The organism is Halorussus salinus (genome assembly GCF_004765815.2).
GTDB classification, from domain to species: Archaea; Halobacteriota; Halobacteria; order Halobacteriales; family Haladaptataceae; genus Halorussus; species Halorussus salinus.
Genome location: NZ_ML974127.1, coordinates 678502 through 700375 on the forward strand (window position 1 = coordinate 678502; position 21874 = coordinate 700375).

At 65.3% G+C, this 21874-nt stretch carries 22 protein-coding genes; 13 read left to right on the forward strand and 9 right to left on the reverse strand.

Annotated features, from left to right (window positions below):
- Window positions 1-17: 17 nt before the first annotated feature.
- The 4 genes from ftsZ to EPL00_RS03405 all read left to right on the forward strand — a co-directional run bounded on the left by ftsZ (window position 18) and on the right by EPL00_RS03405 (window position 3178).
- Window positions 18-1166, forward strand: coding sequence for a cell division protein FtsZ (ftsZ, locus tag EPL00_RS03390; RefSeq protein ID WP_135851825.1), 1149 nt, complete (start codon window positions 18-20; stop codon window positions 1164-1166).
- A 200-nt stretch (window positions 1167-1366) separates the two neighbouring features.
- Entirely contained in the window at window positions 1367-2437 is a 1071-nt protein-coding gene (locus EPL00_RS03395) for a hypothetical protein (RefSeq protein ID WP_135851824.1), read from the forward strand.
- A 125-nt stretch (window positions 2438-2562) separates the two neighbouring features.
- Complete coding sequence (locus tag EPL00_RS03400) at window positions 2563-2730, forward strand: protein translocase SEC61 complex subunit gamma (protein ID WP_135851823.1); 168 nt, start codon at window positions 2563-2565, stop codon at window positions 2728-2730.
- A gap of 10 nt (window positions 2731-2740) precedes the next feature.
- Window positions 2741-3178, forward strand: coding sequence for a transcription elongation factor Spt5 (locus EPL00_RS03405; RefSeq protein WP_135851822.1), 438 nt, complete (start codon window positions 2741-2743; stop codon window positions 3176-3178).
- Window positions 3179-3549: 371 nt separating this feature from the next.
- Here EPL00_RS03405 and EPL00_RS03410 read toward each other — a convergent pair whose 3' ends face one another.
- The 4 genes from EPL00_RS03410 to trpC are packed head-to-tail and all read right to left on the reverse strand — an operon-like array spanning window position 3550 to window position 7299.
- On the reverse strand, window positions 3550-4344 hold the full coding sequence (locus EPL00_RS03410) for a 2-amino-3,7-dideoxy-D-threo-hept-6-ulosonate synthase (protein WP_135851821.1): 795 nt from the start codon (window positions 4342-4344) through the stop codon (window positions 3550-3552).
- A 27-nt stretch (window positions 4345-4371) separates the two neighbouring features.
- Window positions 4372-5235: a tryptophan synthase subunit alpha gene (gene trpA, locus EPL00_RS03415; RefSeq protein ID WP_135851820.1), complete on the reverse strand. Its 864-nt coding sequence runs from the start codon at window positions 5233-5235 to the stop codon at window positions 4372-4374.
- Window positions 5225-6478, reverse strand: coding sequence for a tryptophan synthase subunit beta (gene trpB, locus EPL00_RS03420; RefSeq protein ID WP_135851819.1), 1254 nt, complete (start codon window positions 6476-6478; stop codon window positions 5225-5227). The genes trpA and trpB overlap by 11 nt, the downstream gene beginning before the upstream one ends.
- Entirely contained in the window at window positions 6475-7299 is an 825-nt protein-coding gene (gene trpC, locus EPL00_RS03425; RefSeq protein WP_135851818.1) for an indole-3-glycerol phosphate synthase, read from the reverse strand. The genes trpB and trpC overlap by 4 nt, the downstream gene beginning before the upstream one ends.
- Before the next feature lie 97 nt (window positions 7300-7396).
- Here trpC and EPL00_RS03430 point away from each other — a divergent pair, with 97 nt between their 5' ends.
- From EPL00_RS03430 to EPL00_RS03440, 3 genes are all read left to right on the forward strand, one after another.
- A complete protein-coding gene (locus EPL00_RS03430; RefSeq protein ID WP_135851817.1) occupies window positions 7397-7888 on the forward strand; it encodes an MGMT family protein in 492 nt (163 codons plus the stop codon).
- A 75-nt stretch (window positions 7889-7963) separates the two neighbouring features.
- Window positions 7964-9013, forward strand: a complete 1050-nt coding sequence (mfnA, locus tag EPL00_RS03435) for a tyrosine decarboxylase MfnA (protein ID WP_135851816.1) — start codon at window positions 7964-7966, stop codon at window positions 9011-9013.
- 44 nt (window positions 9014-9057) lie between these two features.
- Complete coding sequence (locus EPL00_RS03440; RefSeq protein WP_135851815.1) at window positions 9058-9708, forward strand: DUF3267 domain-containing protein; 651 nt, start codon at window positions 9058-9060, stop codon at window positions 9706-9708.
- Between the two features lie 17 nt (window positions 9709-9725).
- Here EPL00_RS03440 and EPL00_RS03445 read toward each other — a convergent pair whose 3' ends face one another.
- Entirely contained in the window at window positions 9726-10445 is a 720-nt protein-coding gene (locus tag EPL00_RS03445) for an HVO_2922 family protein (protein WP_135851814.1), read from the reverse strand.
- Window positions 10446-10584: 139 nt separating this feature from the next.
- On the opposite strand from EPL00_RS03445, the gene EPL00_RS03450 reads away from it, so the two are divergent.
- Window positions 10585-11136, forward strand: coding sequence for a YqaA family protein (locus EPL00_RS03450; protein ID WP_238398151.1), 552 nt, complete (start codon window positions 10585-10587; stop codon window positions 11134-11136).
- A gap of 318 nt (window positions 11137-11454) precedes the next feature.
- Window positions 11455-12474 carry a signal peptide peptidase SppA gene (sppA, locus tag EPL00_RS03455; protein ID WP_135851812.1) on the forward strand — a complete coding sequence of 340 codons (1020 nt, stop codon included), beginning with the start codon at window positions 11455-11457 and terminating at the stop codon, window positions 12472-12474.
- A gap of 562 nt (window positions 12475-13036) precedes the next feature.
- Here the strand turns inward: sppA and EPL00_RS03460 are convergent.
- Window positions 13037-14956 carry a beta-CASP ribonuclease aCPSF1 gene (locus EPL00_RS03460; protein ID WP_135851811.1) on the reverse strand — a complete coding sequence of 640 codons (1920 nt, stop codon included), beginning with the start codon at window positions 14954-14956 and terminating at the stop codon, window positions 13037-13039.
- A gap of 487 nt (window positions 14957-15443) precedes the next feature.
- Here EPL00_RS03460 and EPL00_RS03465 point away from each other — a divergent pair, with 487 nt between their 5' ends.
- The gene (locus EPL00_RS03465) at window positions 15444-15980 is read left to right on the forward strand and encodes a hypothetical protein (protein ID WP_135851810.1); all 537 of its coding nucleotides are present in this window, start codon (window positions 15444-15446) and stop codon (window positions 15978-15980) included.
- On the opposite strand, the gene EPL00_RS03470 is transcribed toward EPL00_RS03465, so the two are convergent.
- Window positions 15977-16753, reverse strand: coding sequence for a ferredoxin--NADP reductase (locus EPL00_RS03470; RefSeq protein WP_135851809.1), 777 nt, complete (start codon window positions 16751-16753; stop codon window positions 15977-15979). The two genes, EPL00_RS03465 and EPL00_RS03470, sit on opposite strands and share 4 nt — an antisense overlap.
- Window positions 16754-16818: 65 nt before the next feature.
- Window positions 16819-17337 carry an NUDIX hydrolase gene (locus EPL00_RS03475; RefSeq protein ID WP_135851808.1) on the reverse strand — a complete coding sequence of 173 codons (519 nt, stop codon included), beginning with the start codon at window positions 17335-17337 and terminating at the stop codon, window positions 16819-16821.
- An 80-nt stretch (window positions 17338-17417) separates the two neighbouring features.
- On the opposite strand from EPL00_RS03475, the gene EPL00_RS03480 reads away from it, so the two are divergent.
- From EPL00_RS03480 to EPL00_RS03490, 3 genes are all read left to right on the forward strand, one after another.
- A complete protein-coding gene (locus EPL00_RS03480; RefSeq protein ID WP_135851807.1) occupies window positions 17418-17891 on the forward strand; it encodes an 8-oxo-dGTP diphosphatase in 474 nt (157 codons plus the stop codon).
- Between the two features lie 101 nt (window positions 17892-17992).
- Complete coding sequence (gene thsA / locus EPL00_RS03485) at window positions 17993-19555, forward strand: thermosome subunit alpha (RefSeq protein WP_135852477.1); 1563 nt, start codon at window positions 17993-17995, stop codon at window positions 19553-19555.
- A gap of 96 nt (window positions 19556-19651) precedes the next feature.
- The gene (locus EPL00_RS03490) at window positions 19652-20461 is read left to right on the forward strand and encodes a hypothetical protein (protein ID WP_135851806.1); all 810 of its coding nucleotides are present in this window, start codon (window positions 19652-19654) and stop codon (window positions 20459-20461) included.
- Window positions 20462-20619: 158 nt separating this feature from the next.
- On the opposite strand, the gene EPL00_RS03495 is transcribed toward EPL00_RS03490, so the two are convergent.
- Window positions 20620-21714: an SDR family oxidoreductase gene (locus tag EPL00_RS03495; protein WP_135851805.1), complete on the reverse strand. Its 1095-nt coding sequence runs from the start codon at window positions 21712-21714 to the stop codon at window positions 20620-20622.
- Window positions 21715-21874: the final 160 nt, after the last annotated feature.

Consider the following 21874-nt stretch of genomic DNA (forward strand, 5'->3'; position numbering starts at 1 on the left):
CTCAAGGCAAGTTCAGAATGGACTCGTTAGTCGAAGACGCCATCGAGGAAGCCGAGGGAGGACAGCAGGACTCCCGACAGGCCAGTTCGGGGGCTGGGGCACAGACGCAGGCCGCGAATGCGTCGGGGACGATGACAGACGAAGAGCTGAAGGATGTCCTGCAAGACCTCCAGACCGACATCACGGTCGTCGGCTGTGGCGGTGCCGGTGGCAACACGGTCAACCGCATGGCCGAGGAGGGCATCCACGGCGCGAAGCTCGTGGCGGCCAACACGGACGTACAGCACCTCGTGGAGATAGAGGCCGACACCAAGATTCTGATGGGCGAGCAGAAGACCCAAGGCCGGGGCGCTGGCTCGCTCCCGCAGGTCGGCGAGGAGGCCGCCCTCGAAAGTCAGGAGGAGATATACGACGCCATCCAAGGCTCGGACATGGTGTTCGTCACCGCCGGACTGGGCGGCGGGACGGGGACCGGGTCCGCGCCGGTCGTCGCCAAGGCCGCCCGCGAGTCGGGCGCGCTGACCATCTCCATCGTGACCACGCCGTTCACCGCCGAGGGAGAGGTCCGCCGGACCAACGCCGAGGCCGGACTCGAACGCCTGCGCGACGTGAGCGATACCGTCATCGTCGTGCCGAACGACCGCCTGCTCGACTCCGTGGGCAAACTTCCCGTCCGCCAAGCGTTCAAGGTCGCCGACGAGGTGCTGATGCGCTCGGTCAAGGGCATCACGGAACTCATCACCAAGCCCGGACTCGTCAACCTCGACTTCGCCGACGTTCGGACCGTCATGGAGAAAGGCGGCGTGGCGATGATCGGTCTCGGCGAGAGCGATTCCGACGCCAAAGCCCAAGATTCGGTCAAGTCCGCGATGCGCTCGCCGCTACTGGACGTGGACATCTCGGGCGCGAACTCCGCGCTCGTCAACGTCACGGGCGGCAACGACATGTCCATCGAGGAGGCCGAGGGCGTCGTGGAAGAAATCTACGACCGCATCGACCCCGACGCGCGCATCATCTGGGGGACCTCCATCGACGAGGAGTTGGAAGGCGAGATGCGGACGATGATAGTCGTCACGGGCGTCGAGTCGCCCCAAATCTACGGCCGCAACGAGGCCCAGCAGGCCAAGGCCAACAAGCGACTCCAAGACATCGACTACGTCGAGTAACGAGTCGCGCGACTTCGGGAGTTTGAGGGCCGCCCTGCCCCGTTCTCTCCTCGTTCGCAGTCTCCGGAGCGACTGCTGTGGCGATGGTCGGGGCTTCTCTTCTGCAGTGTACTCGACGCGAGCGAGGACCAACAGGTCTCGATGATTTACAAATAAGCACTGGTAACTGTTAAGTAATATAAAGACTTACACAATTATAGATGGCTTTAGATAGGATTGATATAGAAGACAAATTTGAGGCGCATGGAATTAAAGCAACCATAGCTGGTGGCTTTGTCACTGTGGGCGTATTCACGTCTGCATATCTTCTCCCATTTTCATTTGCTAATACAATCTCAATAATTTCGGGTGGATTCACACTTATAACTGGAGTTCCTAGCATATACTTGACTTATAGAACTAAGAAGTATGAAAGCGATAATGAAAAGTTTGGAGAGGTTGCGAAAGCGGTTGAACAAGAGCGTGAAGCACGCAAAGAACAAGACGAAGTAAAAGACGATCTCCAGAAGTATCAGCGAATTTTACGTATTCTCGAAAACCGCGATGTAGACTTGACGGATCTTATTGACAATCAAACTGAATCAAGCCAAATTGCACTACTTGTATTTCGGGATCAAGACGCGCCAGAGGGGCATGATTACTTCGAAGTTGAAGACGAGGATGACAAGAATAAATTCATTCGAAAGCGTATGATGGAGGAGTACGGTGGAGAAACCATCTCTTCATTTACGTGGATGTTGCCGCCGAGTGTCGTCACTGAAGAAGGGCTTGAAAATGCGAACCGTGACGAACTGAAGCAATGGTTCCATCAGAACGTCTACAATCACTACAACGACGAGGAGTTCCAAGCGAACGTTCTCTTAATGGGTTTGATGGACGTAAGTTCTATCTTTTCAATCACAAAAGAGGAGACAAAACTTGGAAAGTTCGCCGAGAACCTCATTGAATATGACGACGAGTTCACGGAAGAGGACTTTTACGAAGCTTTGGCTGAAGAGCGCGTAAACATGCTAGAAGAGGTGAAATCTGGCCGACTAGTATTCTTCCTTCCTGATAGTCTGAACAAAGACACTGTGGATAAAATTCGAGACCGAAGCGAGGTTGTCAAGTCAGAGCTGACCGAGGGTGGACTACGAGAAATAGCTGACGAAGATAGCGTTGAAGCGCTAAGTGAAGGTTTCAACAAGCTCGGTATTCCGCGACCGGAGAAACTTGCTAGCGAAATCGTTGAGGATGCCCAGATGTGGGAAGCAAAAATTAACGAGGTTTGAGATCTGCGTTTTATGAGGGCTAATAAATACAGCCAGTAATTTACAATCATCCTACTGTGATTGGACCTCCGACATCGAGCCAAGAGCAATAAATAGAAAAAGGACGCTCTCTAAGGGTCGATAACATGGACGTAAAGCTCGATCTCTCGTCGTACGTGCGAGTTCTCAAACTCGCCAGCACGCCATCGTGGGAGGAGTTCTCGAAGATTTCGAAGATCGCGGGTGCGGGAATCATCTTGGTGGGACTCCTCGGCTTTATCATCTTCGCGATCATGAGTTTCCTCCCAGCGTAGGTGATTTAGAATGGCAATGTACGCAGTCAAGACGACCGCGAGTCAGGAGCGCACCGTGGCGGACATGATTATCAACCGCGAGGAGCCAGAGATTCACGCCGCGCTCGCGCCCGACTCGCTGACGAGCTACGTGATGGTCGAGGCCGACAACGACGCGGTCATCAGCCGCGTCCTCGAGGAGATTCCCCACGCTCGGAGCATGGTGCCCGGCGCGAGCGACATCTCCGAGGTCGAACACTTCCTCTCGCCGACCCCCGACGTGGAGGGCATCGCCGAGGGCGACATCGTGGAACTCATCGCCGGGCCGTTCAAGGGCGAGAAAGCGCAGGTCCAGCGCATCGACGAGGGCAAGGACCAAGTGACGGTCGAACTGTACGAAGCGACGGTCCCGATTCCGGTGACCGTGCGGGGTGACCAAATTCGAGTCTTGGACTCCGAAGAGCGATAAATCACTAAACTGCACGAAGGGCGCGCCGTCTGGAGCGGTCGTCCGCGGTCGCTACTCGCTGTTCTCAGTCAACGATAGCAAGGACGTACGTCGCTATCCCCCCAAGCGCCACCGAAGCCGACCATCGCGGCCAGTGTGTATATCGCCACTCCGGTGAGACCGCTCTGTTCGATGCCGAAGTGAAACAGTAGCAGGAGATGTGTCGATATTACGCCAGCACCACCGGCCAGCGGTGACAGAATTTTCGGTCGAAGTGGACGGTTCCAACTGGACCAACTCGTCAGCTTTCCGGCTTCCATTACGCTCGGTTTTAGACTACCGACACAAATGGACTGTGAGTCGTCGGAATTACCGGGGCGTGGGACGGTATCTCAGGCTTCGACCGCCAGCCCCGCCTCGCGGAGCGCGTCCTCCGAGGAGAGACCGTCGTGGACCACGCTCGTCACGGCGCGGGTAATCGCCTCGGGGTCGTCGTGCTGGAAGATGGACCGGCCCATCGAGACCCCCGCCGCGCCCGCGTCCATCGCGCCGCGAACCGCTTCGAGGGTCGCGCGGTCGCCCTCCGGTTCGCCCCCGGCGATGACGACCGGGAGCCGGGTCGATTCGACCACGCGCTCGAAGCTCTCGGCGTCGCCGCTGTAGGCCGTCTTCACCACGTCACAGCCGACCTCCTCGGCGAGGCGGACCGCGTGACCCAGACTCTCGGCGTCGTGTTCGTCCACGCCCGGCCCGCGGGCGTAGGCCATCGCCAGCACCGGCATCCCGAGTCGGGCGGCCTCCTCGGTGAGTTCCGCGAGTTCCTCCAGCTGCTCGCGCTCGTACTCGCTCCCGACGTTGATGTGGAACGACACCGCGTCCGCGCCCGCCCGGACCGCCTCCTCGACGGAGCCGGTCAGGCGCTTGTCGTCGTTGTCCGGGCCGATAGAAGTAGAGGCGTTGAGGTGGACGACGTACCCCGCGCCGTTCTTGTTGTCGTGGACCCGCGGCGCGATGCCTTTCTGGGTCAACACCGCGTCTGCACCCCCGCGAGTCACCGCGTCGATGGTCGATTCGATGTCCACGAGACCGTTCACCGCACCCAGTGTGATGCCGTGGTCCATCGGGATGATTACGTGCGTCCCGTCTGTGCCGATGCGTTCGAGTCGTGCCGCAGTTCCGACGTTCATAGTGTGTGAATATGTGGCAAAGAACGGTTATTTGCTTTCCGGTTCCGGTACTTCTGTCGCGCCGTCGAGCGCGCCCCGCTTGAGTTCGCGGGCCTTGGCTTCGAGGAGGTCGGCGGTCTCCTCCTGCTCGGCAACGATGTCCACGAACGCGCTCCCGACGATGATGCCGTCAGCGCCGCCAGCGACGATTTCGCGGGCGTGGTCGCGCTCGCTGATGCCGAACCCGACCGCCTTCGGCAGGTCGGTCTCGGCGAGTCGGTCGAGGCTCCCGTGGGTGTCGTCGCTCACGTCCGAGCGCGCGCCCGTCGTGCCCAGTCGGCCCTGCACGTAGACGAACCCGCTCGCGCGGTCGAGCATGCGCCCGAGTCGCTCGTCGGTCGTCGTCGGCGCGACGATGAAGATTAAATCGAGACCGTGGGCCTCGCAAGCCTCCTTCAGCGGGTCGCTCTCGTCCACCGGCAGGTCCGGCACGATGATGCCCGAGATGCCCGCCTCGGCGGCGGCCTCGACGAAGGGTTCGGGACCTTCGCTCGCGGTTTCACCGCTCGCATTCGAGGCGCTTTGCGCCTCGCTCCCCTCGTACTGGTAGATGAGGTTGTAGTACGTCATGCAGACCAGCGGCACGTCCACCTCGTCGCGCAACTCCGCCACGAGGTCGAAGTACCGGTCGGGCGTCATCCCGGCGTCCAAGGCGCGGCGGATGGCCTGCTGGATGGTCGGTCCCTCCGCGATGGGTTCCGAGAAAGGGAGTCCGAGTTCCACCACGTCGGTCCCGCCCCGGACCAGCGCCCGGACGTACTCCTTCGTACTCTCGGCGTCCGGGTCGCCCGCCGCGACGTAGGAGACCAGCGCCGGTTCGTCGGCGAAGGCGTCGCGGATTTCACTCCCCATGCTCGAACACCTCCATCGAGGGCGCGGCGTCCAAGTCGCGCTTGTCGCTCTCCTCGATTACCGTGTCGAGGTCCTTGTCGCCCCGGCCCGAGACGTTGACGACCACGAGGTCGCCCAACTCGTCGCGCGTGTCGCCGAGCGCCGCCTCTTCGAGGTACGCCAGCGCGTGGCTGGATTCGAGCGCGGGGATGATGCCCTCGGTCTTCGACAGTCTGTGGAACGCTTCGAGCGCGGCGTCGTCGCCGACGTTGACCGGCGTGACTCGCCCCTCGTCGGCGAGGTAGGCCAGTTCCGGGCCGACGCCCGAGTAGTCGAGTCCCGCGCTCACGCTGTGGGATTCGAGAATCTGACCGTCCGGATTCTGGAGGAGTTTCGTTCTGGCTCCGTGCAACACGCCGTCCTCGCCGGTCGAGAGCGACGCCGAGTGGGGTGCCAGCCCGTTCTCCTCGTCGATGGTGAGGGCGGAGCCACCGGCCTCGACGGCCACGAGGTCCACGCTCTCGTCGCCGACGAACTCGTGGAACGTGCCCATCGTGTTCGACCCGCCGCCGGCGCAGGCGACCACGCTGTCGGGGAGCCGTCCCGCCTTCTCCCGAATCTGCTCGCGGGCCTCCTCGGAGATGACCGACTGGAAGTCCCGGACCATCCGCGGGAAGGGGTGAGGACCCACGATGGAACCGATGACGTAGTGGGTGTCCTCGACGTTGGTCGCCCAGTCGCGCATCGTCTCGTTGATGGCCTCCTTGAGCGTGCCCGACCCGATGTCCACGGGGTTGACCGCGGCGTCGTGGAGGCGCATCCGGAAGACGTTCGGGCGCTGGCGGTTGATGTCGGTCCGGCCCATGTAAATCTCACAATCCACGTCGAGGTACGCGCAGGCCATCGCGGTCGCGGTGCCGTGCTGGCCCGCGCCGGTCTCGGCGACGATGCGCTCTTTGCCCATGTACTTCGCCAGCAGAACTTGGCCGAGCGCGTTGTTCAGCTTGTGCGCACCGCCGTGGAGCAGGTCCTCGCGCTTGAGGTACACCTCGCGGTCGTACCGCTCGCTCAGGCGGTCCGCGCGCTGGAGCGGCGTGGGCCGCCCGCCGAAGTCCCGCAGGCGCTCGCGGAACTCGTCCATGAACCCCTCCTCGTTGTCGAGGACGTATCGCTCGTAGGCGTCTGTCAACTCCTCGATGGCGGGCATCAACGCCTCGGGGACGTACTGACCGCCGTACTCGCCGAACTTGGATTCGCTACTCATGTCTGTGTCTCCTCGGTCGCTGTGTTCTCGGTCCGCGTCTCCTCGGTCGCTCTCTCCTCGGCCGCCGCCCGCGTCAGTTCGCGCGTGTTCTCGGTCACGTTTCCGTCCATAATCGCGCTCCCGACCAGCAGGCCGTCCGCGCCCGCTTCGACCATCCGGCGGGCGTCGTCGGGCGTGGCGATACCGCTCTCGGCGACCAGCGTCACGTCGTCGGGCGCTTGGGGCGCGACGCTCTCGAAGGTTTCGAGGTCCACCTCCAGTCGGGCCAAATCGCGGTTGTTGACGCCGACGATTTCGGCCCCGGCGTCGATGGCCGCCCGCAGTTCCTCCTCGTCGTGGACCTCCACGAGCGGCTGAAAGCCGCGTTCCTTCGCGGCCGCCACGAGGTCCGAGAGGTCGTCGCCGACGAACCGAGCGATGAGCAAGAGTACGTCGGCCTCGACCGTATCGAGTTGGGCCTCGCGCACGAGGAAATCCTTCCGGAGGACCGGCACGTCCACCGCCTCGCGGATGCGCCGCAGGTTCTCGGGCGACCCGCCGAAGTGGTCGGGTTCCGTGAGGACCGAGAGGGCGGCCGCGCCGCCTTCGACCATCTCCTCGGCGAGCGCCACGGGGTCTTCGTCGCGGGTGCCCTCCGTGGTCGGACTCGTCGGCTTCACCTCTGCGATGACTGGCGCGCGCCCGTCGGTCTCGGCGTCGGCCAGCGCCGCGGGGAGCGACCGCGCGTCCACCGAGACCGGCCCCCGCTCGGGGTCGCCGCGGGCCTCGGCAGACCGAAGGATGGCGGCGACTGCGGGCGCGAGTTCGTCGCTATCGTTCATCGTTGTACACCAACGGACGGAATTGTACATAAGACTTGCGCTGGGGTCGCGGTCCGCCCACGGAATCTTCAAGTCCGGACCGCCCGAACCGAGGGGCATGGACGACATTGGCGACGCGGTCGGAGACGACGGCGTCACCGGCATCTTCGCTCGCGAGTCGTCGTATCTCGACCGCTACGTCCAACTCGGCGTAGCGAGCGGTCGGGTCCTCAGCGTCTCGTTCCCCGACACTCCCGACGAGGAGGCCCGCGAGGACCACGACCTCCTCGACCGCATCTTCGACTACCTCGACGGCATCGAGGACGAGGAGTTCTCGGACGTGGATATCGCGCTCACGGTTCCGACCGACCAGCGCCGCGTGTTGGAGCGCGTCCGCGAGATTCCCTACGGCGACCAGATAAACGTCGAGACGCTAGCCCGGATGACCAGCGGCATCGACCACACCGACGACGAGGACCTGAACCTCGTCCGGACCGCGCTGGACGAGAACCCGGCCCCGCTCCTGATTCCGGACCACCGCGTCCGGGACGGACCGAGCGCCGCCCCGGCCCCCGTCGAGCAGAAGCTGCGCTCGCTCGAAGGGCTGTGAGTTCGCGGTCGGTCCGACCGCCTCCCCTCGGCCGATAACAGAACCACTAAACGCGCGCCGTAAGTAGCGAGAGGCATGGAGCGCGAGCCGCAGAACTTCGGGCGCGTCCTCTCGTCGATGTGTACCGTGCCCCACCCCGACGCCCGCGAGGCCGCCGAGCGGTTCCTCGCGGACAACCCCGGCGACCCGACGACGTATCCAGCCGTCGCCGAACTGGAGCGCGAGGCCGTCGGTCTCCTCGGCGAGATGACCGGTTTGGACGACCCGCAGGGCTACGTCGCCAGCGGCGGGACCGAGGCCAACTTACAGGCGGTCCGGGCGGCCCGCAATCTCTCGGACTGCGACGACCCGAACATCGTCGCGCCTGAGAGCGCCCACTTCAGCTTCCAGAAGGCCGCCGACGTGTTGGACGTGGAGTTGCGACTCGCACCCACCGACGACGACCGGCGCGCGGACCTCGGGGCGGTCCGGCGACTCGCCGACGACGAGACCGCGCTGATAGCCGGGGTGGCCGGAACCACCGAGTACGGTCGCGTGGACCCGATTCCGGACCTCGGCGCGGTCGCCCGCGAGGTGGGCGCGCTCTTCCACGTGGACGCCGCGTGGGGCGGGTTCGTCCTCCCGTTCACCGACCACGAGTGGGACTTCGCGGACGCGCCGGTCGATACGATGGCCATCGACCCCCACAAGATGGGGCGCGCGCCGGTCCCCGCGGGCGGCTTTCTCGCCCGCGAGGAGAAGACCCTCGACGCGCTCGCCGTGGACACGCCGTATCTCGAATCGACCTCGCAGGCGACCCTGACCGGCACCCGAAGCGGCGCTGGCGTTGCGGGCGCGCGGGCCGCGATGGACGCTCTCTGGCGCGAGGGCTACCGCGAGAACTACGAGCGCGGGCAGGCCAACGCCGAGTGGGTCGCCGCCGAACTCGAATCGCGGGGCTACGAGGTGGTCGAACCCGTCCTCCCGCTGGTCGCGGCCGATATTCCGCGCGAGGAGATTTCGGCGCTCCAATCGACTGGGTGGCGGGTCTCGCCCACCGCGACCGGCGAGTTGCGAATCGTCTGTATGCCCCACGTCACCCGCGAGATGCTGACGGAGTTCCTCGCGGACCTCGATTCGGTCTGAGCGACCCATCACTTTTCAGTTTCGTCGGTGTCGTTGGAACACCGATGCGCTCGTCTGACTCCGTCGCCGCCGAGTCTCGGTCGTCCGAGCCGCGCTCCTCCGACCCGCCGACGCCCGACCCGCCGGACCCGCCGGAGGGCTACCGGGAACCGGTCGCGTTCTCCTACCCGTCGCTGTGGCTATCTGTCGGGTCGCTCGTCCTGTTCGTCGCCGCGTTCGTCAGCTTCGGGCGACTGATGAGTGCGCTCCGGGCCGACAGCGCGCTGGAGTTCACGGTGGGTCCGGCCGGAATCGCCGTCGTCGCGCTCCTGTCGGTCGGCACTATCGTCGTCCACGAACTCGTTCACGGGGCAGTCTATCGTCTGCTCGGCTATCGAGTCCGGTACGGACTCGCGCTGAACATGGGCGCGGCCTACGCCGCCGCCTTCGGGCAGTTCCAGACGCGCCGGGACAACGTGGTCGTCGCGCTCGCGCCGCTGGTCGTCTTTACCGTCGTCCTGACGCCCCTGCTGGCCGGACCGTTGGTGGTCGCGCTCGGGGCGTTCCTCGTCCTCGTGGTGAACACCTCGGGCGCTATCGGCGACCTCTACCTCTCGTGGCGACTCCTCCGGATGCCCGAGGGTACCCTGCTCTACGACCTAAGCGCGCGCCACTCCTACATTTACTACCCGGAAAACGGAGATGTGGAGTTCTGACGCCGGAGTCTCTTGGGTCAGGACTCGGCGGCCCCGGCGTCGGTTTCGGAGTCGGCGTCGGTACCGGACCCTGCGTCGGTACCGGAGTCCCGCTCGGCGTCGGAACTCGACCGGGCGTCGCGCTCCGACTCGCCGCCGACGCGTTCGACTGCCGCGCCGAGGGCGTTGCGCTTGACGCTCCGAAGTCCCTTCTCGGCGGCCTGCCGCGACGAGTAGCCCTGTCCGGAGTCGGCGATGGTGTTACCGTTGTCGTGGACGAGTCGCCAGCGCCACTTGCCGTCCTTGCCCTCGTAGACCTCGAAGGCGGCTTTTGCGGGCGCTTCGAGTGCTTCGACGGTCGAGCCGTCGAGTTGGCGCATCTCGACCCGGCCGCCGGTCCGCTCGCGGACGACCCGCGCGGCGGCCTCCTTCGTCCGCGAGACGAGCGAGGGCGCGACGGTCTCGACCGCCTCGAACGCGTCGATGGCGTCGCCGACGAGCGACGACGAGAACTCGCGGGCCAGCAGGCACTCGCCGTCACGGTAGAGCGAAATCGAGAGGCCCTGCCACTCGACGCCGCCCGTCTCGGGAGGGTCCGGCGCGGCGACGGCGGCTCCGTCTTCGGTCCACGTCCCGTCGCGTCGGTAGTCGAGACCGACGCTCGCGGCCGTGAGGTCGCCGTCACCGTCGTCGCGCCGGTAGGAGAGCCGAGCGCGCAGTCGCGGGTGTGCGACGAGGAGATACTCGTGGTCGAACATGGCCACCCGTAGCGGTCCGACGCGCTTGAGTCTGTTTGCCGCGGTCGGTCCGAACCTGTCGATTCCCTCACGGAAATTCCGGAGAAACGAAGACAAAAAGCTCATAATCGTGCTACGCTCGTATCCACCTGTGTTCGGCATCCTCGCCCCTGCACTCCTCGACGGCGTCGGGCTCGGCTCGTTCGAGTGGTTAGAACACGTCGTCGAGACCACGACGGGGTGGGCGGGGCTGGCCATCATCTTCGTCTACTCGTTTCTCATCGCGTTCGCGCTCCCCGGCGTGAGCGAGGTGGTGCTGGCCGCGCCGCTGGACCTCGGACTCACGCAGGCCGGGCGACTCGCGCTCATCATCCTCGTCAGCGGCGTCGGCAAGGCCGCCGGGAGCATCCTCGCGTTCCACATCGGCCAAGAGGCCAAGGAGTCCGGTCCCATCATCAGCTTTCTCCGTCGGTCACGCTTCGACGTTATCGAGTGGTCCGAGAACAAGACGGTCCAACTCGCCCAGAAGTGGGGCTACCTCGGGATGGCGCTGGCGCTCTCCGTGCCCTTCTTCCCCGACACCATCTCCATCTACGCCTTCGCGGTCCTCGAAGAGGACTATCTGAAGTTCGCGCTGGCGACGTTCGCCGGGAGCGTGGGTCGGCTCCTCGTGACGCTTCTCCTCTACGGCTCGACGGTCGCGGCGTTCTGAGAAGAGCTGATTTTCCGCTGACCAGCGTTTTCTACCGAACCACCGAGGACGCGCTCGGCCGACCAGACCGCGGTTTGGGTGGACTGAAAGGGGCCGGTCGCTGGCGTTTGCGTGGTCGCCTCAGCGACCTCTCTCCGGAGTGAACGCAGTGAACGGAGGAGATGTCGCTGAGCGACCGCCAGCGACCGGGGGCTTTCGAGGCTACGTTCACGCTGAGTCTCGTTATCGGTTCACGACAGACTTCGACGCGTATCGAGCGAAGGTTTACGGGCAGTCCGGCCCGAACCGGTGGTATGCAGCGCATCGAGGTGAGCGGCCGTGGCGGATAGCTTGCGGGTCGTACAGGGATTGGTCGTCCTCGTCGGCGTCGCCGTGACCGTGGCGCTCGGGTGGGTCCTGTTCGTGGAGGTGCCGGAGGGGAACCTCGCCAGACTCCTCGGTGTCGTGCTGGCCGTGCTGGCGGGGGTCGTCGGGGCGCGAGGAGCCGGGAGTCTCGCCTCGCGGTGGGCCGCCAGCTACGACGTGGCGGAGGTCGCCGTCGAGGGACCCATCACGCGCGACGGCGGCGGCGGTTCGATTCCGCCGCGACCCGGCGGCACGCCCGCCGACGACATCGTCGAGCAGATAGAGAGCGCAGACGAGGACTCCTCGGCGCGGGCGCTCCTCTTGCGCCTGAACACGCCGGGCGGCGAGGTCGTTCCGAGCGACGACATCCGACTCGCGGCCGAGCGCTTCGACGGGCCGACGGTCGCCTACGCGACGGACGTGTGCGCCAGCGGCGGCTACTGGATAGCCAGCGGCTGTGACGCAATCTACGCCCGCGAGGGGAGCATCGTCGGCTCTATCGGCGTCATCGGCTCGCGGGTCAACGCCAAGGGGATGGCCGACAAGCTCGGACTGGAGTACGAGCGCCTCGCGGCGGGCAAGTACAAGGACGCGGGCCAGTCGCTCAAGGAGATGTCCGAGGAGGAACGCGAGTACCTCCAAGGCATCATCGACGGCTACTACGACGAGTTCGTCGAGCGCGTGACCGACGGCCGAGACCTGAGCGACGAGCAGGTCCGGGACACCGAGGCCAGAGTCTATCTGGGCGACGACGCCGCGTCCATCGGACTGGTGGACGAACTCGCCACGAAGAAGCAAATCGAGGACCGCCTCGCCGACGACCTGAACGTCGAGGAGGTCACGGTCGAGGAGTTCACCCCCGAGCGCAACCTGATGGAGCGCCTGCGCGGCGGCTCCCAAGCGGTCGCCTACGCCTTCGGCGCGGGCGTCGCCAGCGCCCTCGGCGGCGACGACCGGGGCGACGTGGACGGCTTCGAGTTCCGACTGCGGTAGGTCGCCGCGAGGGCTTAGAAACCTCTATCGTTTTTACGCACTGTTATAGATTGCTACGAGAAACATTTACATTTCTGGAGTGGCGCGTGCGGGCGCGTCGCCGCGGGCGACGCGCCCATCCGCGCGAGGGACGAGTAGCGCAGTGAAACGAGCAACGCAGTCGGTTGGGGAGGACGTGGTCCGGTGCTGTGCGGTTGCCGTGCGGTTGCGGTATGATTGGCGTCGGCTACAGTGCGGTTCGCGGTGTGGATGCGGTTGCGGTTCGCGGTGTGGATGCGGTTGCGGTTCGCAGTGTGGATGCGGTTGCGGTTCGCAGTGTGGATGCGGTTGCGGTTCGCGGTGTGGATACGGTTGCGGTTCGCGGTGGGGTCGAGATGACAGCCCGCTGTACGGTCTCATCTGCGTCAGCAGTAGCGAACTCGCTTCGACCCCTCGCTCATCCGGCAGAAGCGCCACTGACGCCGTTAAAAACCAGTAACCGACATGAAGACAGCAACCTCTCACGAACTCCGAAAATCGGAGAAAGCGAAAACCTGCGAACCCGACCCGACGCGAACTTACCTCACTTGAACCGGAACGTCTCCAGATTCTTCGGCGCGAACGTCCGCATGTTGTACTCGTGGTACAGCGACGACGAGAGGTCCTGCGTGGAGGACTCGTCGCCGTGGACGCACAGCACCTTCTCGGGGCGCGGATTCATCGTCTTCACGAAGTTCATCAGGCCCTGCCGGTCGGCGTGGCCGGAGAAGCCGTCCACCGTCTCCACGTCGAGTTCGAGCGTGAGGGTGCCGTTGCGGCCGCCGCCGCGGTTCATCGGAATCTCGTCCCAGCCGTTCTGGATGCGTCGGCCCAGCGTCCCCTGTGCCTGATAGCCGACGAACGTCATCGTGTTGTCGGGGTCGCCGCCGAGGTGTTCGAGCCACGACATGATGGGGCCGCCCGTGACCATCCCGGAGGTCGAGAGGATGATACACTGGTCGCCGTCGGCCACGTCTTGGCGTTCCTCCTCGCCGCCGTCGATGTGGTTGAACTCGTCGGCGAGGAAGGGGTTCTCGTCCTCGTGGAAGATACGGTCCCGCAAATCGTCGCGCAGGTACTCGGGGTAGGTCGTGTGGATGGCCGTCGCCTCCCAAATCATGCCGTCGAGGTGGACCGGCATCTCGGGGATGTCGCCGTTGCGCATGGCCTCCTCGATGACGAGCATCATCTCTTGGGAGCGACCGACCGCGAACGCGGGGATGACGACCTTCCCGCCCTTCTCGTAGGTGTCGTTGATGACTTCCTTGAGTCGGCGCTCGGAGTCCTCTTGGTCGGTCTGGTAGTCGTTGCGACCGCCGTAGGTCGATTCCAACACGAGCGTTTCGACTCGCGGGAAGTCGTTGACCGCACCGTTGAACAGGCGCGTGTCGTCGTAGTGGATGTCGCCCGAGAACGCGACGTTGTAGAGGCCGTCGCCGATGTGGAAGTGCGAGACGGCGCTCCCGAGGATGTGGCCCGCGTTGTGGAGCGTGAGCTTCACGTCGGGCGCGATGTCGGTCACGTCGCCGTATTCGAGGGGGATGGTGTGCTTGATAGCCTCCCGGACCATCTCCGAATCGTAAGGCGGCGTGCGGCCTTCCTTGGCGGCCACGTCGAGGTAGTCCAACTGCAGCAAGCCCATCAGGTCACGGGTCGGTTCGGTCGTGTAGATGGGACCGTCGTAGCCGTACTTGAACAGGAGCGGAATCAGCGCCGAGTGGTCGAGGTGGGCGTGGGTCAGCACCACCGCGTCGATGGTGTTGGCCCCGGCACCCAGTGCCTCCTCGACTTGGAGGTAGGGCACTTCGTCCTCCGCGCCGGGCTTGTCGCCGCAGTCGATGAGGACGCGGGTCTCGGGCGTCGAGAGGATGAACGAAGCCCGGCCGACCTCGCGGCAACAGCCGAGCGTCGTGATGCGGACGTACTCGTCGTTGGACATCTCCTCGCGGTGAATCTGGCGACCCACCTTTTCGAGGATGTCGCGGCGCTCGTCGCGCTCCTGTTTCAGGAAGTTCCGGACGTTCGAGACCGTCGAGGACTCGATGGGCGGCGTCCGGACGACTTCGGGCGTCCAGCCGACTTCTTGGGTTATCTCGCGCAGGGTCGAGCCGTGCTTGCCGATGACCATGCCGGGCTTCTCGGCCTCGATGACGACCTCGCCCGTGTCGGCGTGGAAGTCGAGGTCGGTGACTCCGGCCTCCTCGGGGATGACCTCCATCACCTTGTCGCGGGCGTCTTGGGGCCGCGACAACACGTCGGGGTCAGGGCGGACGGTGATGCGCTTGCGAAGTTGGCTGGCCAACTGCCGGATGAGGTCGCCGTTCCGGGCGAACTTCTTGGGGTCGCGGGTGTACACGACCAGTTCCGGGCCTTCGTACTTCACGTCGGACACCGAGATGTCGCTCGGTAGCTCGCTCGTAATCTCTGCTCGCAGGTCCTCTAGCTGCTGGTCTACTTTACTCATAGTGAAAAAGTGGTTCCGTCTGTCCGTACTGTCACTCCGCTCGTCGTCCGACCGACCGGTCGGGTGTCGCCGCCGATGGGTCGCGGGTCACTCCCGGTCGGCCGCGCGTCGCTCCCGACCGGTCGCACGACACCGCGTGCTAACTGCTCGCAGTCGCACGTCGGGCCGGTCGATATGCCGTCAGGACAACGATGCAGAGTACAGCACAGCATAGATTTCGTTCTCCGCGGGATGGGAAACTCGCGCGTCGGCGAGTCGTCCACGTCCCCGGACTACCGGGGAAGACCGGACGCTCACTCGGGGACGCAGGAAAACCCGCTTACGCGGCATTAGTTGCCGATGTTATAAAAGCCTTCTCAATGCGGGCAACGCCGCGGTTCGCGCAGGGCGTGCAAGGCCGCCGAGTGAGCGTCCGATGGTCGTCCGAATCGCCGCACCGAACGCCCGCATCCAAGTATCCAAGTCGGCGGGAGTCGTTCACTCTGTCATGCGACTGACTCCCGAGCGCGTCGCCGACGAGTACGAGTGGGTCCGCGGCCGGGCCGACGTAGTGGTTCCCGTGGTCAACGAGGTCCGCGCGGGCCTCGGCGACCTGTTCGAGACCGACGTAGACGACGTGACCGCCGACGCCTACCGCGAGGAGGTCGCCGTCGTCTTCGCGGACGGCGACCGCGCGGTCAACGTCGCCGCGCTGGTCGCGCTCCTCCGGGACCTCGACGTGGCGCACGATTATCCGGGGTTCGTCGTGGACGAGATTCTGGGCCGGGAACTCGCCGGGACTATCGCCGGGACCCAGCCGCTCCGCCTGCTGGGCGAGGCGACGTTCCACTACGCCGACGTGAGCGTCCACGCCGACGAGGAGGGCGAGGCGCGAAGCGCCTCGGGAGAACGAGCGGGTGACGCCCGCGAGGTCGCGGGCGCGGACGACTTGGACGCCGCCTTGGCGGCCGGGTTCCAGACGCGACTGCCGGGGTGGGACTGGCAGGACGGCGAGAGTCCCTTCGCCGTGACCGACGAGCCTTAGCCCTCCTCGGATACCTCGTCGCCTTCCCACCCCTCGACGTAGACGTTCGCTTCCGGCACGCCCCGTTCGTCCAGATAGTCCTGCGTATCCACGACCATCTGGGGGACGCCACAGACGTAACAGTCCCGACCGTCCAAGTCGTCCAGCGCGTCGGCGAGGTGGTCCTGCACGTGACCCTCGCGGCCCGACCACTCGTCGTCGGCTTCCGAGAGGACGTAGGTCACGTCGAAGTCGGGATTGTCGGCCGCCATCTGGTCCAGCGTCTCGCGGTAGATGATATGCTCCTCGTCCTTCTCGCCGAAGAAAAAGTGGGCGTGACCGGTCCCCTCGCGGACGTACTGCTTGGCCATCGCTATCATCGGCGTGATGCCCGTGCCCGTCGAGACGAACGCCACGTCCGAGTCCAAGTCCCGGAGATAGAGATTTCCGCCTAGCTCCTCGATTTCGATGGTGTCGCCCGGCGTTCGCTCGTGCATCCACGTCGAGGCCGTGCCGTCGGGGTACCGCTTGATGGCGAGCGTGATTCTCTCGCTTCCGGGCATCGCCGTGGCCGTGTAGGGGCGGACGACCTCGCCATCTTCGTCGGCGGACGTGTCGTCTTCGTCGCCGGATTCGTCGTCGGCCGCCGGACTCTCGGACCGGTCGAAGTGGACGTGGGTGTGCTGGCCGGGGTCGAACTCGAAGGTGTAGCCGTCGGCTTCGAGGAGGAACTGCTTGACCGTCGGCGTCATCTGGTGGACTGACGTGACCGTGACCTCGTGTGTGTCGGTCATCGTGGAATCGGCGATGCTACGACGGACGCCCGGATAACTCGGGTGGCCGACAACCCCATCGCGAGCTACTCCAGAACGCCGCTGTCCCGGAGTCGCTGTCGGCCGAGTTTCCGAACGTCCACGGCTCCGGCCCGGACCGACTCGACGGAGACGAAGCGGGCGTCGGCGGCGTCGGACCCGGCCGCCACCTCGCCCTCGGTCGAAGCGCGGTCGATGCGGTAGTTTATCGACCGGTAGGTCGCCCGCGGCCCCGCCGAGAGGACCGTCCCGACGAGGGCCAGCGCCTCGGAGTCTGCGACCAGTCCGGTCTCCTCGCGGAGTTCGCGGGCGGCCGCCTCGCGGGCGGGTTCGTCGTACTCGGGGTGTCCCGCAGGGAGGTCCCAGCGACCGGCGTCCCGGCCACCGTCGCGCTGGATGAGTAACACACGGTCCTCGTCCCGGACGGTCACGCTAGTCGTCGGCACCGACTGGTGCCACCACGTCTGCTCGCAGGACGAACAGTGGTTCCGTTCCCTGCCTTCGAATTCGACAGTCGTGAGTTCCGCGCCGCAGTCCGGGCAGTAGTCGGCCGAGATGGCTATCATCGTCCGGGCGGTCGTACCGGACGCCCTTGAGTTGCCGGTGTTCCGACAGTTCTATCTCGGCCGCGTTCGACCGGGCGACCATGCAGTCCGCGACGCTCTGTTACCTCCTTCGGCCCGACGAGCGCGAGGTCTTGCTCATCCGCAAGAAGCGCGGTCTCGGCGAAGGCAAGTTCGTCGGCCCCGGCGGGAAAGTCGAGGAGGGCGAGACGCCCCGCGAGTGCGTCGTCCGCGAGGTCGAAGAGGAGATTCGCGTGACGCCCAACGACCCCGAGAAGGTCGGCGAGTTCCGGTTCGTCTTCGGCGATGAACCACGGATGTTCGTCCACGTCTTCCGCGCCGAGGAGTTCGCTGGCGAACCGGAATCGACTCCGGAGGCCGACCCGGCGTGGTTCGACTACGAGGCGGTGCCCTACGACGAGATGTGGGAGGACGACCGCCACTGGATGCCTCACCTGTTCGACGGCGAGACCTTCGCCGGGGAGTTCGTCTTCGACTCGGACGGCGACGAACTGCGCGAGTGGACGGTCGAGACCGGCGTGCGCGAGGTGGAGTGACCGAACGCGGCCCCGGACGCCGGGAAAAATTTATATAGAAGTTCAAACATCTTTCGAACGGGGGAATCACCATGAGCGAATCACAACCCGGACAGCGGCGCATGGGCGGCCGACCGATGTTCGTCCTCGCGGAGGACACCGAGCGGACGCAGGGCCGAGACGCCCAGCAGTCGAACATCTCCGCCGGAAAGGCGGTCAGCGAGGCGGTACGCACCACGCTCGGACCGCGCGGGATGGACAAGATGCTGGTCACGGACACCGGCGACGTGACCATCACGAACGACGGCGCGACCATCCTGAACACGATGGACATCGAACACCCCGCGGCCCAGATGATAGTCGAGGTCGCGGAGGCCCAAGAGGACGAGGTCGGCGACGGCACGACCACGGCCGCGGTCCTCGCGGGCGAACTCCTCTCGAAGGCCGAGAGCCTGCTGGACGACGACGTGCATCCGACGACCATCGTGGAGGGCTACGCCGAGGCCCGCGACATCGCGCTCGACGCCATCGACGGTCTCGTGCTGGACGAGGAGCTAACCGACGACCTTCTGAAGCAGGTCGCCGAGTCGAGCATGACCGGCAAGGGGACCGGCGACGTGACCACCGAGAAACTGGCCGAGGAGGTCGTTCGCGCGGTCCGCCACGCCGAGGGCGACGAGGGCGTGGTTCGGGACAACGTTCGGGTCCACACCCAGACCGGCGGGTCGTCGTCGGCCACCGAACTCGTGGAGGGCGTCATCAGCGAGGCGGAACCGGTCCACGCCAACATGCTCCGCGTGGTCGAAGACGCCACCATCGCGGTCGTAGACGAGCAGTTCGGCGTCCGCGAGGCGAACATCGACGCCGAGTACTCCGTCGAGAGCGTGGACCAACTCACCGCCGCGATGGACGCCGAGGACCGCGAACTGCGGGAGTACGCCGACGCGCTCGCGGACGCTGGCGTCGATGTCGTCTTCTCGACGGACTCCATCGACGACCGCCCCGCGGCGTACCTCGCGGACGCGGGCCTTCTCGCGTTCGAGAACGTGGCCGACGACGAGGCCCGCGCTATCGCGTCGGCGACCGGCGCGAGTCGGACGAGCAAGGTCGAAGACATCGAGGAGGCCGACCTCGGACGCGCCGAGACGGTCCGCGTTCGCACCTTCGCAGGCGAGGACCTCGCGTTCGTGGAAGGCGGCGCGGCCGCGCAAGCGGTCACGATGCTCGTCCGCGGCGGCACCGAACACGTCGTGGACGAACTCGAACGCGCCCTCTCGGACGCGCTGGACGTGGTGACCGCGGCGCTGGACTCCGGCGGCGTGGTCGCGGGCGCTGGCGCGACCGAAATCGTCGTCGCCGACCGCGTGCGCGAGGAGGCCGCCAGCATCGAGGGCCGCAAGCAACTCGCGGTCGAGGCGTTCGCCGACGCGGTGGACGTTCTCCCGCGCACCCTCGCGGAGAACACCGGCATGGACCCAATCGACGGACTGGTGGACCTGCGGGCCGAGAACGACGAGCGCGAGGGCCGCGCGGGCATCATCGCCACGGGCCAGCACGGCGAAATCGGCGACCCCGTGGAGTCGGGCGTCCTCGACCCCGCCGCGGTCAAGCGCGAGGCGTTCGAGTCGGCGACCGAGGCCGCGACGATGATAGCGCGCATCGACGACGTTATCGCGGCGGAGTAACCGAATCCGTACTCGACTCTCTAGACATTCTTTCGTCGCAGTCGGTTTCGACCGAAATATATTTATCACTATCTAAACGGCTTAGTCGATATAGTCGTGAAGGATTTCGTCGCCGATGACGTGGCGTTCTCGCGTTCCATCGCTCTTGACGCGAGTACCGTCGATTCCGTCACGGTTACCGTTGCGGTTCCAGCGACTCGTACCGAGGAGTGGGACGTTCTCGACTCGCTCTACGACGCGGGAAAGTCCGATTTTCGGCCGTTTCTCCACAAAGCGAACGACATCCAGTACGGCTCTAACTACGGGTTCTTCGAGACGGTCCTTCGAAACGCTCCGACGCCAATTTTAGCCACGACACATCTCGGCAGAGACGGTTCTAGCCCGGAGCGCGTCGAAGCAGTTCAGTCGGCGCTCCTCGTCTCGGACCTCGCCCACTCGGAATCGCTCGTCCTCGTTGACGGCGGTGAAACAAAGGCCGAGGCGTTCACCAGAGCTATCGACGGTATCGTTTCCGACGTTCCGCCGACGACTCATTGCGTCAGTGCCGAGCAGTACTTCCCAACTGCCTTACTCGCGGACATTTGCGCGAGTCATCTCGCACACCAGATTGCAGACGCCAGTGACTCTACCACCATCACTCCCGCCGCTCCCGAATCGAAGACCGAATACGCGGACAGATGGGGTAAAGCGTACAGTTCGCTCATCGACGCACGAGAGAAGTACGAACGGACACCGGTCTCGGCGAAGCGCGGCCGAACGGTCCGCGAGCGAATCCGGTGTTGGTACGAAGGCCACGTCGCAGTCGGAAACGGGGATTATCCGATGACCGACTCGTTGACTCCGGTGATGAACTCGGCAGAAGAACGGGGATTCTCCCAGCTAGCCGACCAGTTTTCTGAGATATGAACGGTGTCAGTTCCTGCGCCCACGTCCATCGTCTACGTTCTCGGACTTGCGTCCTCGGACTTCCGGGTCATGGTCACACAGGCTCCACGCCGACACCATGCGCTCATTTCCGGATACGTCGTCCGGCTATAAATACTTTAGGTGGAATCGACTATCCCTCACCCTCGCTTTCGCCGCGTTTGCGCCACGGACTCGACGGACCGTCGCCCCTCTGTCTCGCGCTCGCCGGACTTCTCGCCGCGGCGCTTCGACCGCGACCGGGCGTAGAGCGCCAGACCGACCGCCCCGAGACCCGCGAGCGCGAGACCGGTCAGGCTCCGGCGCTGGGAGGCTTCGGTGTACGCGCTCGTCTCCGAGACGTGCCGGTCGATGCCGCCACGCTCTTCGAGGTCCCCGGTCGATTCGTCGAGGTTGTTCGGCGCGTCCCGCCGAGGAGCCTCGTCGTCTTTCTGCATCGGCACGAACAGTTTCTCCATCACGGTGTCGAGGACCCCGGCGGCGTAGTGGCCGAGCGCGGCCATGCCCTTGGCTCCGCCGCCGACATACACGTCGCGCTGGGGGTTCTCCGCGGCGTCGAGGATGGCCCGCGCCACCGTCTCGGGCGCGTAGACCGGCGGCGGGAGCGTGGCCGCCTCGTCCATGTGGTTCTTCGCGTGGTCGGGGTACGGCGTGTCGATGGACGCGGGTTTGACGAGCGTGACCGAGACGGGCGCGCCGTCCTGCTCCAGTTCCATCCGGAGCGCGTCGGTGAACCCCTCGACGGCGTGTTTGCTCGCCGAGTAACTGCCCTGAAGCGGGATGGCGCGGTCCGAGGCGACGCTCCCGACGTTGATTATCGCGCCGCCGCGGTCCTTCAGGAGGTTCGTCGCTTCGAGCGACCCGTAGAGGAGTCCCCAGACGTTCGTGTCGAACTGGTCGCGCATGTCCTCGACCGGCGTCTCCTCCAGTTTGCCGTAGAGGAACGCTCCGGCGACGTTGACCCACGTGTCGAACCCGCCGTAGGCGTCGCGGGCGGTCGCCGCTATCTCCCGCACGTCGTCGCGGTCGCGCACGTCGGCGACGACGTAGGTCGCCTCGCCGCCCGAGTGGCGTATCTCGTCGGTCAACTCGCGCAGGGCCTCCTCGCTCCGGGCCGCGACGACCACCCGCGCGCCGCGGTCGGCGGCCATCCGCGCGGTGGTCAGGCCGATACCCGACGACGCGCCGGTGACGACGACCACCTGCTTTTCGAGCGGTTTCAGGTCGGCGCTCATCGCGGGGCCTCCTCGACGCTCGCGCGTGCGTTCGGGACTGCGCGAGTGGAACCTGCGCGAGTAGAACCGTTCGGATGTCGCTGTACTGTCGTACTGTCGGCGATTTTGACCCGAGTCATGTTGGAAACTCCGACCCCGTGTCGGGGTTCCCTACGAGCGT